General features: G+C 73.1%; 10 protein-coding genes. 3 read left to right on the top strand and 7 right to left on the bottom strand.

The features are described from left to right. The first annotated feature begins 740 nt into the window (after positions 1 to 740). A complete protein-coding gene (gene ppdK, locus B7L92_RS08035; protein WP_438363975.1) occupies positions 741 to 3,488 on the top strand; it encodes a pyruvate, phosphate dikinase in 2,748 nt (915 codons plus the stop codon). A gap of 147 nt (positions 3,489 to 3,635) precedes the next feature. Here ppdK and B7L92_RS08030 read toward each other — a convergent pair whose 3' ends face one another. Further along, positions 3,636 to 4,070: an excalibur calcium-binding domain-containing protein gene (locus B7L92_RS08030; protein ID WP_081236765.1), complete on the bottom strand. Its 435-nt coding sequence runs from the start codon at positions 4,068 to 4,070 to the stop codon at positions 3,636 to 3,638. A 184-nt stretch (positions 4,071 to 4,254) separates the two neighbouring features. Next, positions 4,255 to 5,412 carry an alkaline phosphatase PhoX gene (locus B7L92_RS08025; RefSeq protein WP_081236764.1) on the bottom strand — a complete coding sequence of 386 codons (1,158 nt, stop codon included), beginning with the start codon at positions 5,410 to 5,412 and terminating at the stop codon, positions 4,255 to 4,257. 204 nt (positions 5,413 to 5,616) lie between these two features. Here B7L92_RS08025 and B7L92_RS08020 point away from each other — a divergent pair, with 204 nt between their 5' ends. After that, positions 5,617 to 6,546 carry an oxidoreductase gene (locus B7L92_RS08020; protein WP_081236763.1) on the top strand — a complete coding sequence of 310 codons (930 nt, stop codon included), beginning with the start codon at positions 5,617 to 5,619 and terminating at the stop codon, positions 6,544 to 6,546. A gap of 57 nt (positions 6,547 to 6,603) precedes the next feature. Here B7L92_RS08020 and nirD read toward each other — a convergent pair whose 3' ends face one another. Genes nirD through B7L92_RS08005 form a run of 3 tightly spaced genes read right to left on the bottom strand, consistent with a single transcriptional unit; the run spans position 6,604 to position 10,798 of the window. Then, positions 6,604 to 6,972, bottom strand: a complete 369-nt coding sequence (nirD, locus tag B7L92_RS08015; RefSeq protein WP_081236762.1) for a nitrite reductase small subunit NirD — start codon at positions 6,970 to 6,972, stop codon at positions 6,604 to 6,606. Beyond that, positions 6,969 to 9,581, bottom strand: a complete 2,613-nt coding sequence (nirB, locus tag B7L92_RS08010) for a nitrite reductase large subunit NirB (protein ID WP_081236761.1) — start codon at positions 9,579 to 9,581, stop codon at positions 6,969 to 6,971. Before nirB ends, nirD begins: the two co-directional genes overlap by 4 nt. Beyond that, a complete protein-coding gene (locus B7L92_RS08005; RefSeq protein WP_081236760.1) occupies positions 9,581 to 10,798 on the bottom strand; it encodes an NAD(P)/FAD-dependent oxidoreductase in 1,218 nt (405 codons plus the stop codon). The genes nirB and B7L92_RS08005 overlap by 1 nt, the downstream gene beginning before the upstream one ends. 195 nt (positions 10,799 to 10,993) lie before the next feature. On the opposite strand from B7L92_RS08005, the gene B7L92_RS08000 reads away from it, so the two are divergent. After that, positions 10,994 to 11,776, top strand: a complete 783-nt coding sequence (locus tag B7L92_RS08000; protein WP_081236759.1) for a sulfite exporter TauE/SafE family protein — start codon at positions 10,994 to 10,996, stop codon at positions 11,774 to 11,776. Between the two features lie 122 nt (positions 11,777 to 11,898). Here the strand turns inward: B7L92_RS08000 and B7L92_RS07995 are convergent, their stop codons facing one another. Further along, on the bottom strand, positions 11,899 to 12,549 hold the full coding sequence (locus B7L92_RS07995) for a class F sortase (protein WP_081236758.1): 651 nt from the start codon (positions 12,547 to 12,549) through the stop codon (positions 11,899 to 11,901). A gap of 119 nt (positions 12,550 to 12,668) precedes the next feature. Beyond that, positions 12,669 to 13,226 carry a hypothetical protein gene (locus B7L92_RS07990; protein ID WP_081236757.1) on the bottom strand — a complete coding sequence of 186 codons (558 nt, stop codon included), beginning with the start codon at positions 13,224 to 13,226 and terminating at the stop codon, positions 12,669 to 12,671. Positions 13,227 to 13,347: the final 121 nt, after the last annotated feature.

Below are 13,347 nucleotides of genomic sequence, written 5' to 3'. Positions count from 1 at the left end.
GGAACGGGAGGGGACGGCTCGGTGTCGGGCCGGGACGGCGTCCGCCGGTCGGAGTCCGGTTCCTCGGGCTGCGTCCGTTCGTCCGGGTCCGGCTTCTCGCTCTCCCCGTCCCCCCGGTTCTCCCGGTTCTCCCCGTTCCCTTCGGTCTCTGAGGTCTCTTCGGTCTCTGCGGTCTTCCGTGCCGGTCGGCGCAAGCGTGAGGAGACAGGCACCCGGAGGTCCTTCCGTACCCGTGCGGAACTCGGTCGAGGAGGCGGACCCGGCGTGGGGGTCCGGGTCCGCCGCAGTTCCGTACGGGTGCGCTGACCGGTGCGTTCAGTCCGCCGGGATTTCGGTGGGTCCCACCCGTCCCGGAGCACGTCCGCATCGTGAAATCCGACCCGCCGCCATGGCGTGATTCTCGCCACCCTTGATAAGGGTTGCGCTCAGATGAGCGGATCATAGGTGGCTGCACTTCTCAAAGTCTGGCACTCAGTGCCATCCTCTGATCGTTCATCGAGCGAAATCAGAGGTGCGGATCGCCGCTCACATGAGCGCACAGGTGGGCGTGCCGACGATTCTTGTGTTCAAGAAGTGAAAACACTCGATCGCACCGGCTTGGCCAAGCTTTGACTTTCGATCCGCTGGCGGACGACCGGTTACGGGCCCATGACGCACAAGTGGACGTACCCAGACGCCTTTGATCTGGGTATGTTCCTCGCCGTCAGGGCAGCCACCGCGTCCTCGAGGAGTCGAGACCCGTGTCGGAAAACAAAGATCGCCAGGGACCCCAGTCGGGCACGAGCGTTGAGGGCGTGAAGTTCGTCTACGACTTCACCGAGGGCAACAAGGACCTCAAGGACCTCCTCGGCGGAAAAGGGGCCAACCTCGCCGAGATGACCAATCTGGGCCTTCCCGTCCCGCCCGGCTTCACCATCACCACGGAGGCCTGCAAGGTCTACCTGGAGAGCGGCGAGGAGCCGGCGGCACTGCGTGACGAGGTGAGTGCGCACCTCGTCGCCCTCGAGGAGAGGATGGGCAAGAAGCTCGGACAGGCCGACGACCCCCTCCTCGTGTCGGTCCGCTCCGGGGCCAAGTTCTCCATGCCGGGCATGATGGACACCGTCCTCAACATCGGCCTCTCCGACAAGTCCGTCCAGGGCCTGGCCAAGCAGGCCGGCGACGACCGGTTCGCGTGGGACTCCTACCGGCGCCTCATCCAGATGTTCGGCAGGACCGTCCTCGGCGTCGACGGCGAGCTCTTCGAGGACGCGCTGGAGGCGGCGAAGGCGGCGAAGAAGGTCACGGTCGACACCGAGCTGGAGGCCGCCGACCTCAAGAAGCTCGTCACCAAGTTCAAGAAGATCGTCAAGACCGAGGCCGGCCGGGACTTCCCGCAGGACCCGCGCGAGCAGATGGACCTCGCCATCAAGGCGGTCTTCGACTCCTGGAACGGCGACCGCGCCAAGCTGTACCGCCGCCAGGAGCGCATCCCGCACGACCTGGGCACCGCCGTCAACGTCTGCTCCATGGTCTTCGGCAACCTCGGCCCGGACTCCGGCACCGGCGTCGCCTTCACCCGCGACCCCGCCTCCGGCCACCAGGGCGTCTACGGCGACTACCTGCAGAACGCCCAGGGCGAGGACGTGGTCGCGGGCATCCGCAACACCGTGCCGCTCGCGGAGCTGGAGCGGATCGACAAGAAGTCGTACGACCAGCTCATGCAGATCATGGAGACCCTGGAGAACCACTACAAGGACCTCTGCGACATCGAGTTCACCATCGAGCGCGGCCGGCTGTGGATGCTGCAGACCCGCGTCGGCAAGCGCACCGCGGGCGCGGCCTTCCGTATCGCCACCCAGCTGGTGGACCAGGGCCTGATCGACGAGGCCGAGGCGCTCACCCGGGTCAACGGCGCCCAGCTCGCCCAGCTGATGTTCCCGCGCTTCGACGAGAACGCGAAGGTCGAGCAGGTCGGCCGCGGCATCGCGGCCTCCCCGGGCGCGGCGGTCGGCAAGGCGGTCTTCGACTCCTACACCGCCGTCAAGTGGTCCCGCTCCGGCGAGAAGGTCATCCTGATCCGCCGCGAGACCAACCCCGACGACCTCGACGGCATGATCGCGGCCGAGGGCATCCTCACCTCGCGCGGCGGCAAGACCTCCCACGCGGCCGTGGTCGCGCGCGGCATGGGCAAGACCTGTGTGTGCGGCGCGGAGGAGCTGGAGGTCGACACCAAGCGCCGCCGGATGACCGTCCCCGGCGGGCGCGTGGTGGAGGAGGGCGACCTGATCTCCATCGACGGTTCGACGGGCAAGGTGTACCTCGGTGAGGTCCCGGTCGTCCCGTCCCCGGTCGTGGAGTACTTCGAGGGCCGCATGCACCCGGGCGCCGACGACGCCGACGAGCTGGTCGAGGCCGTGCACCGGATGATGGCCTTCGCCGACCGCAAGCGCCGGCTGCGCGTGCGCGCCAACGCCGACAACGCCGAGGACGCGCTGCGGGCGCGGCGGTTCGGCGCCCAGGGCATCGGACTGTGCCGCACCGAGCACATGTTCCTCGGCGATCGGCGCGAGCTGGTGGAGCGGCTGATCCTGGCCGACACCGAGAACGAGCGCGAGGAGTCCCTCAAGGCGCTGCTCCCGCAGCAGAAGCAGGACTTCGTCGAGCTGTTCGAGGCGATGGACGGCCTTCCGGTCACCATCCGCCTGCTCGACCCGCCGCTGCACGAGTTCCTGCCCGACATCACCGAGCTGTCGGTCCGCGTCGCGCTCGCCGAGTCCCGGCAGGAGCCGCACGAGAACGACCTGCGCCTGCTCCAGGCGGTGCACCGCCTGCACGAGCAGAACCCGATGCTGGGTCTGCGCGGCGTCCGCCTCGGCCTGGTCATCCCCGGCCTGTTCACCATGCAGGTACGGGCCATCGCCGAGGCCGCGGCCGAGCGCAGGGCGGCCAAGGGCGACCCGCGCGCGGAGATCATGATCCCGCTGGTCGGCACGGTCCAGGAGCTGGAGATCGTCCGGGAGGAGGCCGACCGGGTCATCGCCGAGGTCCAGGAGGCCACCGGCACCGAGCTCAAGCTCGCCATCGGCACGATGATCGAGCTGCCGCGCGCCGCGCTGACCGCCGGGCAGATCGCGGAGGCGGCGGAGTTCTTCTCCTTCGGCACCAACGACCTCACCCAGACGGTGTGGGGCTTCTCCCGGGACGACGTGGAGGCCAGCTTCTTCACCGCCTACCTGGAGAAGGGCATCTTCGGGGTGTCGCCGTTCGAGACGATCGACAAGGACGGCGTGGGCTCCCTGGTGGAGCTCGCCGCCCGGGCCGGCCGTAAGACCCGGCCCGACCTCAAGCTCGGCGTCTGCGGCGAGCACGGCGGCGACCCGGAGTCGGTCCACTTCTTCCACGAGGTCGGCCTGGACTACGTCTCCTGCTCCCCGTTCCGCATCCCGGTGGCCCGGCTGGAGGCCGGCCGCGCGGCGGTCACCTCCACCGGAAGCGACCACCGCTAGCACCCCTGGCCCTTCGGGGCGTACCAGCCCCGGAGCCGTTGTCTGTCACCCGACCACCCTCACCGATCGGCAACGGCTCCGGATCGCGGAAAGCGGAGGGCGGCACCCGTGCGGGGGTGCCGCCCCCGTCCGTTTCCCGGCGCGGGGTCAGCGGGTGCCGCGGCGCCGGCGCGCCGCGAGCGTCGCGCCGCCCACGAGGAGCACGGCGGCGCCGCCGGCCGCGAGGTACAGGGTGGTGTTGTCGCCGCCGGTCTCGGCGAGGTCCGCGCCGTCCTGCTTCCCGGAGCCGGTGTTCTCGGTCCCCGTGCCGGTGTCGGTGCCGGTGTCGGTGTCGATGTTCTCGTTGTCGTGGGGGGTGAAGTCCGCGGGCGGCTGGTCGCAGCCGATGCCGTCGCCGTCGCGGTCCAGGTGCTCGCCGTAGTGGTCGTCGCCCTGGGCGATGCTCTCGTACCCGTTGGCGTACGCCTCGGTGCAGTTCTTGAACGGGTGGGCGCCGTCGTGGGCCACGGCGGCGGTGGCGGGCAGTGCGACCAGGGCGAGGGCGGTGAGGGCCGTGGTGGCGGACGTGCGGAACGGGTTCATGGAGAGGCCCCCAGATCAGGTGCGGGTGCGGGTGCTCGTTTGAGATCAAGAAGCTACTGAGGAGCTCGTGTCGTGGCGATAGTAGGGAGAGCTTGTGATGGAAACGTGACGTGATCACAGGGTGGCTCTCCGCTACCGTCTCCCGGTGTGACCGTTCCGTTACCGCACTTCCGCCGCCGTTCCGCTACGACCGGAACGGTCCCCGCACCTCGTAGGTGATGCCGCCCGACGGACTCCCGCTCGTCCCGCGCTGGCTGGAGAAGTACAGGCGGGTGCCGTCCGGGGAGAACGCCGGGCCGGTGATCTCGGAGCCGGACTGGCCGTCGATCCGCAGGAACGGGGCCACCACGTCGTCGGGGGTGATCACGCAGATCTCCATGGTGCCGCCGTCCTCGGCCACGAAGAGGTCGCCGGAGGAGGAGCCGGTGATGTTGTCGACGCCGGTCAAGGGGGCCGTGCCGCCCGTCACCAGGGAGTCGTCGTAGGCGAGTCCGATGGTCTGGGCGGACGCGTCGTACTGCCAGACGCGGTTGTCGCCCTTCGTGGTGAACCAGCAGGTGTCGTCCGCGTAGTGGCAGCCCTCGCCGCCGTTGAAGCGCTTGGCGCCGGAGACCTGGTCGCGGGTGGCGGTGGCGCCGGACGGGTCCGGGACCCGCGCCCAGCTCACCGGGCCGCTCGTGCCGCCGCCCCCGACCAGCACCTCCAGCGTGCCCGACGACAGGTCGCCCCAGGTCGTCGGGCGGAACCGGTAGAAGCAGCCGTCCGACACGTCCTCGGTCAGGTAGATCACCCCGCGGACCGGGTCGGCGGCCGCCGCCTCGTGCTTGAAGCGGCCCATCGCGTCACGGCGGACCGCCGCCTTCACGCCCCAGGGGTCGGTCTCGTAGACGTAGCCCCGGTCCACCTCCTCGCAGGACAGCCAGGTGTTCCACGGGGTCTTCCCGCCCGCGCAGTTCTGCCGGGTGCCGGACAGGACGCGGTACGCGCCCGTGACGGCGCCGGTGGCCGAGAACTTCACCGCGCTCGCGCCGCCCGAGGGGTTGATCTCCGAGTTGGAGACGTAGATCCAGCCCGATCCGTCCGCGTAGCAGGCGCCGCCGTCGGGGGCGTGGTGCCAGGCGTACGACGTGCCCGCGACCTGCCGGCCGGAACGGGCGATCACCCTGCTGGTGAAACCGGCCGGAAGCCTGATCCCGTTCGCGTCCGCCGCGCCGAGCGGTCCGTAAGGGCCGGTGCCCGGCTGGGCGGGGGCGGCGTGCGCGGCGCCGCGCCACAGGGTTCCGCCGAGAACGGCGGACGAGCCGCCGACGGCGGCGGTACGCAGGAAGGTACGACGTTCCACTCTCGCTCCAAGAGGTGTCGTGACCGCCCCGCCGCCGGTCGGCGGCGGGGGTTGCGGTGGGGAACCTAGGCGTATGAAATGAACATGCCATGGCTGCGGCCGTACGGGACGGTGACCGGCGGCAGGGCGGCGCGTGCCCGTCCCTCGTAGGCTGAATCCGACGGTCGGCAGGCAGGGGCGGGGGTGGCGAAGGGAGAACGCGGTATGTCCGGGTGGAGCGCGAACGACATCCCCGGTCAGGGCGGGCGGCTCGCCGTCGTCACCGGGGCCAACAGCGGGCTCGGGTACGTGGCGGCGCGTGAACTGGCCCGTGCGGGGGCGCACGTGGTGCTCGCCTGCCGGAGCGAGGAGCGGGGCGGAAAAGCCCTGGACCTGCTGCGCGCCGAGGTGCCGGGCGCCGAGGCGGAGGTGCGGCGGCTGGATCTCGGGGACCTGGCCTCCGTGCGGGAGTTCGTGACCGCCCTTCCGTACGAGCGGGTCGATCTGCTCCTCAACAACGCCGGGGTGATGGCGCTGCCCCACGGGACGACCGCGGACGGGTTCGAGACGCAGTTCGGGGTCAACCACCTGGGGCACTTCGCCCTCACCGGGTTGCTGCTGCCGACGCTGCTCGCGGCACCGGGGGCGCGCGTCGTGACCGTGTCCAGCATGGTGCACGCGATGGCCAACATCGACGCGCGTGACCTCAACAGCGAGCGGCGCTACCGGCGCTGGATCGCCTACGCCCGCTCCAAGTCGGCGAACCTGCTGTTCACGCACGAGCTGGCCCGCAGGCTCAGGGGGTACGGGAGCGACGTCGTGGCGGCCGCCGCCCATCCCGGGTACGCCGCCACCAACCTCCAGACCGCGGGACCGCGCGCCGAGGGGCGCCGGGTCGCCGAGCGGCTGATGCGGCTCGGCAACCGGTTCGTCGCCCAGTCCGCCGAGGTCGGCGCGCTGCCCGTGCTGTACGCCGCGACCGCGCCCGGTGTACGCCCCGACGCGTTCGTCGGACCGTCCTTCGCCCTGTGGCGCGGGGCACCCGCATCCTCCTGGCGGGCGCCCTGGACCCTCGACGACGCGATGGGGGAGCGGCTGTGGGCCGCCTCCGAGGACCTCACCGGCGTGACCTACGCCCTCCCCGAGGCCGCGTGAGCCGACCGGGCCGACCGGACCGACCGGGCCGCCCGGACCGCCCGGGCCCCCGGCGGGTCACTCGACCGCCTCCGCCTCGTACGCGGTCACCTCGTACGCCGTCACCCGCACCGCCTCGTCGTCCAGGCACTGTCCCGACTCCAGGTCGAAGCGCTGCTTGAGCAGCGGGGAGGCGACGAAGGGGCGGCCCCGGTGGGTCCCGGTCAGGCCGCGGGAGAGCACCGCCGCCCCGGTGAAGGGGTCGCGGTTGTCGATGGCGTGCAGGCGGCCGGCGCGGTCGGCGAAGACGGCGGCCTGGCGGCCGTCGGGGAGCAGGGCCGCCACCCCGCGGCCCGGGAGCAGCGCGCTGAGGTCGCAGACCGTGAACCAGCCGCCCTCCAGACGGAGCCGGACCTTCAGGTCGGTGGTCCCGAGTGCCGGGGTCATCGCAGGGTGCTTCCTTCCAGGGTCTCGACGAAGGGGCGCGGGCCGATGCTCAGCAGCGGCAGGTCGGGCTTCACCTGGTCGCGCTCGGGCACGAAGCCGACGACCGGGTCGGGGGTGCCGGGCGCGTTCACGAAGGAGACGAACCGGGCGAGCTTCTCGGGGTCGTTGACGACCTCGGCCCACTCGTCGCGGTAGTGGGAGACGTGGGCGGCCATCAGGGACTCCAGCTCCTCGCAGATGCCGAGGGAGTCGTGGACGACGACGTCCCGTACGTGGTCCAGGCCGCCGGGGATCCGCTCCAGCCAGGTCGAGGTGCGCTCCAGGCGGTCGGCGGTGCGGATGTAGAACATCAGGAACCGGTCGACGAGGCGGATCAGCTCGGCGTCGGAGAGGTCCTGGGCGAGCAGGTCCGCGTGGCGCGGGGTGGCGCCGCCGTTGCCGCCGACGTAGAGGTTCCAGCCGCCCGCCGTGGCGATCACGCCGAAGTCCTTGGACCGGGCCTCCGCGCACTCGCGCTGGCAGCCGGAGACCGCCGACTTCAGCTTGTGCGGCGACCGGAGCCCCCGGTAGCGCAGCTCCAGGTCGATCGCCATGCGCACGGAGTCCCGCACGCCGTAGCGGCACCAGGTCTGCCCCACGCAGGACTTCACCGTGCGCAGCGACTTGCCGTAGGCGTGGCCGGACTCGAAGCCGGCGTCCACCAGACGGGCCCAGATCAGGGGAAGTTGCTCGACCCGCGCGCCGAACATGTCGATGCGCTGACCGCCGGTGATCTTCGTGTAGAGGCCGAAGTCGCGGGCGATCTCCCCGATCACGATCAGCTTCTCCGGGGCGATCTCACCGCCGGGGACGCGGGGCACCACCGAGTACGAGCCGTTCCTCTGCAGGTTGGCCAGGAAGTGGTCGTTGGTGTCCTGCAGGGCCGCCTGCTCGCCGTCCAGGACGTGGGTGCCGGCGCCGATCGACGGGGCGAGGGAGGCGATGATCGAGCCGACCGCCGGCTTGCAGACCTCGCAGCCGTCGCCGCCCCGGGCGCCCTCGCGGCCGTACCGGTCCAGCAGGTCGCGGTAGGAGGTGATGCGCAGGGCGAGGACGAGTTCGTACAGCTCCTCGCGGGTCTGGGAGAAGCAGCCGCACAGGCCCTTGTCGACCTCGACGCCGCTCGCCGCCAGCTCGGCGTCGACCAGTCGGCCCAGCACCTTGACGCAGCTTCCGCAGCCGGTGCCGGCCCCGGTGCACTTCTTCACCTCGGGCACGGTGGTGCACCGGTGCTCGGTGACCGCGCCGCGGATCGTGCCCTTGGTGACGTTGTGGCAGGAGCAGACGACCGCGTCGTCGGGGAGCGCGGAGGGGCCGAGCCGGGCCGGTGCCCCGGCGCCGGCGGGCAGGACCAAGGTCTCCGGCGGGACCGGGGGCACCGAGCCGGTGAGGGCGCGCAGCGTGCCGTACGCCTCCGCGTCGCCGACCAGGATGCCGCCGAGCAGCGTGCCGTCGCGGCCGACGACCAGCTTCTTGTACAGGCCGGCGCGCGAGTCGGAGTAGACGACGTCCAGGCAGCCGGCGGTGGCGCCGTGCGCGTCGCCGAAGGACGCCACGTCCACGCCGAGCAGCTTCAGCCTGGTGGACGGGTCGGCGCCGGTGAACGCCCTCTCCTCGTCGGCGGCGATCGCCGCGGCGGCCGTCTCGGCCTGCGCGTAGCCCGGGGCGACCAGGCCGTACACCCGGCCGTCGGCGGCCAGCGCGCACTCGCCGATCGCGAAGACGTGCGGGTCGGCGACCGTGCGGCACCGCTCGTCGACGGCGATGCCGCCGCGCTCGCCGACGGTGAGGCCGCAGTCCCGGGCCAGTTGGTCGCGGGGGCGGACACCGGCGGAGAACACCACCATGTCGGTGGCGAGTTCGGAGCCGTCGGACAGCCGCATCCCGGTGACGGCGCCGTCGTCGCCGACGAGGACCTCCTGCGTCCCCACGCCGGTGTGGACGGTCAGGCCCATGCCCTCGACGGTGCGCAGCAGCGCCGCGCCACCGCCCTCGTCGACCTGCAGGGGCATCAGCCGGGGCGCGAACTCCACGACGTGCGGGGCGAGTCCGAGGCTCTTGAGGGCGCCCGCCGCCTCCAGGCCGAGCAGGCCGCCGCCGACCACCGTGCCGACGGCCGCCCCGGCCCGCGCGTACTCCTCGATCGCGAGCAGGTCCTCGATGGTGCGGTAGACGAAGCAGCCCTCGGCGTCCCGGTGCGGCACGGGCGGCACGAACGGGTGGGAGCCGGTGGCCAGGACGAGGACGTCGTAGCCGACGACGAGCCCCGAGCGGGCCGTCACCTTCCGCGCCGCGCGGTCGACGTGCTCCGCCGGGTCGCCGAGGTGCAGCTCGATGCCGTGCTCCGCGAGGAACGCCGCGTCCGTCAGGGACAGGTCCTCGACCGTCCTCCCCGAGAAGTACGAGGTGAGCCGGACGCGGTCGTAGGCCGGGCGCGGCTCCTCGCACAGCACGACCACGCGGTGCGTGGCGGTCAGGCCGCGCTCGGCGAGCGCTTCGAGGAAGCGCTGGCCGACCATGCCGTGGCCGACGAGCACGATCGTGGGGGATGCCCCCGGGGTGGTGGTCATCAGGAGCCTCCGTCGTGGGTGAGCAGGTGGAGCGGGGGGCCGCCGCCGGACGGGAGCGGCTCCGCTCCCTCCCAGGCGCGGGCGAGGGCGCCGACGGTGCCGAGTTCGCCGACGAGGACCCCGCCGACCAGGCGCTCGTCGCGGACGACGACCTTGCGGTGGGTGCCCCGGGTGGCGTCGGTGAGCTGGACGACGTCGTCGCCCGGCAGTGCCTCGACCTCGCCGAACGCGGCGAGGTCGAGGGGACCGCCCGGCCCGGTGAGGGTGAGCCGGGTCAGGGAGCGGGTGCCGGTGTAGCGGGCGCGGGTGTCCCCGGCGAGCAGCGCGGCGAGCGCGTCGGCCTGCTCCAGGGCCGGGGCGGCGAGCCCGTACACCGTGCCGGCGTGCTCGACGCAGTCGCCGACGGCGTGGACGTACGGGTCGGAGGTGCGCAGCTCGTCGTCGACGACGACGCCCCTGCGGACCTCCAGCCCGGCGGCCCGCGCGAGCCCGGTGCGAGGACGGACCCCGCAGGCCAGGACCACGAGGTCGGCGTCGAGGACGTACCCGTCGGCCAGCTCCACCGAGCGGACGGCGCCGGCGGCGCGGCGCACGTCCCGCACCCGGCACCCGGTGTGCACCTCGACGCCCAGACCGGTCAGGTGCCGCCGGACGAGCCGCGAGGCGACCGGGTCGAGCCGGCGCTCCATGAGCCGCTCGGACCGCTGGGCGAGGACGACCCGGGCGCCGCGCACGGCCAGCGCGCGGGCCGCGGAGACCCCGAGCGGCCCGCCGCCGACGACGACCGCCCGCACACCGGGCCGCACCGCCTTCTCCAGGCCCAGGCAGTCGTCCAGGGTGCGGAACGCGTGCACGCCCTCGGGCAGCTCGTGGTCGGCGGTGAACAGGCCGCGCAGCGGCGGCAGCACGGGGTGGGAGCCGGTGGCCAGGACGAGCCGGTCGTACCCGATCACCGAACCGTCCGCGCAGGCGACGGTCCGCCCGGCGCGGTCGATGCCGGCGACCCGGGCGCGGACCGGCCCCGCGGGCGCCGGCAGGGCGATCACCTCGGGGCCGTAGCGCCCGGCCAGCACCTCGGCGAGCAGCACCCGGTTGTACGGGGGGTGCCCCTCCTCGCCGATCAGGGTCACGGGCGTGCCGAGCTCGTCGAGCCGCCGGGCGAGCCGTACGCCCGCGAGGCCGGAGCCGATCACCACCACGCGCTCGTTCGAGGTCATGCCCTCGAGCGTGCGGTGCGGGTGTTACCCGGCCGCGTCCCCGCCGTTTCCCGTGCGGAACGCTGCCCTCAGCGGGGGCGGGGGGCGGACGTGAGGGTTCGGGGCCCCGGTCCGCGGCGGATGTGAGGAGGGTCAACCTCAGGAAATGCTCATCTTGATGGACGCCACAACTATCTCGTCCCTAGGGTCGCGATCATGCCCGACATCTCGCTGACCGTGGTCGTCCTGCTCTGCCTCGCGGCCCTCGCCGCCGGCTGGATCGACGCCGTGGTCGGCGGCGGCGGACTGCTGCTCCTGCCGGCCCTGCTGCTGGGGCTCCCCGCCGGCACCCCGGCGGCGCACGCCCTGGGCACCAACAAGGCGGTCGCCATCGTCGGCACCACGGGTGCGGCGGTGACCTACGCCCGCAAGGCTCCCGTGGACGTCCGCACGGCCGTGCGCATCGGACTGGCCGCCCTCGCCGGATCGTCGGGCGGGGCCTTCTTCGCGGCCGGGATGAGCACGGAGGTCCTCAAACCGGTGATCATGGTGGTGCTGCTCGGTGTGGCCGCCTTCGTCATCCTGCGCCCCGCCTTCGGCACCGCCCCCGCCACCGGCCCGGCGACCCGCCGGCAGATCCTCGCGGCGATCGGCCTGGCCGGTCTCGGCATCGGCTTCTACGACGGTCTCATCGGCCCCGGCACCGGCACCTTCCTGGTCCTGGCCCTCACCGCCCTGCTCCACCTCGACCTCGTCACCGCCTCCGCCACCGCCAAGATCGTCAACTGCTGCACCAACGCCGGCGCGTTGGCGATGTTCGCCTGGCAGGGGGCGGTGCTGTGGCAGCTGGCGGCGCTGATGGCCGTCTTCAACCTGGCGGGCGGCACGCTCGGCGCCCGCACGGCCCTGAAGAAGGGCAGCCGCTTCGTGCGCATCGTGCTGCTGACGGTCGTCTTCGCGCTGGTGGCGAACCTGGCGTACGAGCAGTGGCTGGCCTGAGGCGCCCCCCGGCCCGGACGCGGCCGGGCGACCGCCCGGAGCCGGGGCGGCCGGGGCCCGCCCTGCCGGCCGGACCCCCGGAACGGGCCCCTTCCGGGGGCTGACGCGGGGCGCGGGACGATTCAGCGGCGGCCCGTCAGGTGCGCGTAGACGACGACGTTCCCCTGGTACCCGGTGGTGCGTGAGTAGCCGCCGCCGCAGGTGATGACCCGCAGTTCGGGGCGGGTCGCCGTGCCGTACACCTTCGCGTCGGGGAAGTCCTTCGCGTCGTACACCTCGACGGCGTCCACCGTGAACACGGCGGCGCCGCCGTCGCGCCGGTCCACCTCGATGGTGCTGCCCTTGCGCAGCGCGCCGAGGGAGTAGAAGACGGCGGGGCCCTCGGTGTTGTCGACGTGGCCCGCGATGATCGCGGTGCCGGTCTCGCCGGGGGTGACGCCGGCCTCGTACCAGCCGGCGAGGTTCTTCCGGTCGGCGGGCGGGACGTCGAGGCCGCCGTTCCGCGTCAGGCCGAGGCCCGTCAGGGGCGCGTTCACCTCGATCGCGGGGATGCGGACGCGGTCGGGCGGGGAGGGCGGCAGCGCGGGCGCCGCGGCCCGGCCGCCGCTGTGGTCGTCGACGCCGGTGTGCGCCTGGGCGGCGGACGGCTGCGGCGGCGCGTTCCTCCCGGCCCCGTCGCGCAGCAGCCACAGTCCCGAGCCCAGGGCGCACACGGTGACGGCGGCTATGACCGCGTTGACCGGACTGCCGGCCCGGCGGAACCTGCGGCACATGGTGGACTGACCTCTTCTTCTCCAGTCGGCCCCGTGCCCCCCTCCGGGCCGCGAGGGGCATCGGACCCGGAGGGGGAGGGGACCTGCGGTACCGGTCGACGGGCAGCGGAGGGTGCCCGTCAGATCCCGTCGCCTCTCGCCCGGCGATGCAGGAGCCAGGTACCGCCCGCGGCGGCGACGGCGAGAGCCGCCACACCGGCCGCGGTCTGCACGGGATCGGGGCCCAGGGCGCCACCGATCCCCGTCTTCACACTTCCCCGGGGGGGCACCTGCGAGGACCCGGACGACAGCGCGACCACCAGGTCACCGGTCACCCGCCGGCCGCTCTCGGCGCACGTCGCGACGATCTCGTACGTCCCCGGCTGCGCGCTCGACGGCACCCGGAACTGCCCGACCGCCTCCCGCTCGCGCCTGCTCGGGGCCAGCGCGAACCGGCCGGCGCCCACCGCGGTGGCGTCACCGTCCGCCGGTCCCGCGTCGCCGCACGCCGAGGTGTTCACCGTGACGTGCGTGCCCGGCACGGTCGAGGACGGGTGCACCCGCAGGCTTCCGGCCGGTGCGCCGTGACCGCGGCCCGCCGGGGTGGCGGTCCCCCCGGCGTACGCGGGTGCGGCGAGCGTTCCCGCGACGGCCACGGCGAGCGCGGTACCGGCCAGCAACCGGGCGGTGCGTCGCATCGATGCTCCCTCGAGCTCACGAAGGGATCACGGCCCGCGGCACCCCCATGTGCCGCCGTCGGACGCGTCCCTGCTCCTCCGAGGTAAGTGCCACCGGGCCCGGACCGCTCCCTGAGGAAGC

The sequence above is a fragment of the Streptomyces viridosporus genome, assembly GCF_002078235.1.
In the GTDB taxonomy this organism is placed as follows: Bacteria; Actinomycetota; Actinomycetes; order Streptomycetales; family Streptomycetaceae; genus Streptomyces; species Streptomyces viridosporus.
This window is presented reverse-complemented; position numbering and strand designations above follow the sequence as displayed.

Coding starts and splice junctions, on each gene's coding strand:
- B7L92_RS08005 (WP_081236760.1), bottom strand. CDS start 10,798: ATGACCTCGAACGAGCGCGTGGTGGTGATCGGCTCCGGCCTCGCGGGC.
- B7L92_RS08030 (WP_081236765.1), bottom strand. CDS start 4,070: ATGAACCCGTTCCGCACGTCCGCCACCACGGCCCTCACCGCCCTCGCC.
- nirB (WP_081236761.1), bottom strand. CDS start 9,581: ATGACCACCACCCCGGGGGCATCCCCCACGATCGTGCTCGTCGGCCAC.
- nirD (WP_081236762.1), bottom strand. CDS start 6,972: ATGACCCCGGCACTCGGGACCACCGACCTGAAGGTCCGGCTCCGTCTG.
- B7L92_RS08000 (WP_081236759.1), top strand. CDS start 10,994: ATGCCCGACATCTCGCTGACCGTGGTCGTCCTGCTCTGCCTCGCGGCC.
- B7L92_RS08020 (WP_081236763.1), top strand. CDS start 5,617: ATGTCCGGGTGGAGCGCGAACGACATCCCCGGTCAGGGCGGGCGGCTC.
- B7L92_RS07990 (WP_081236757.1), bottom strand. CDS start 13,226: ATGCGACGCACCGCCCGGTTGCTGGCCGGTACCGCGCTCGCCGTGGCC.
- B7L92_RS07995 (WP_081236758.1), bottom strand. CDS start 12,549: ATGTGCCGCAGGTTCCGCCGGGCCGGCAGTCCGGTCAACGCGGTCATA.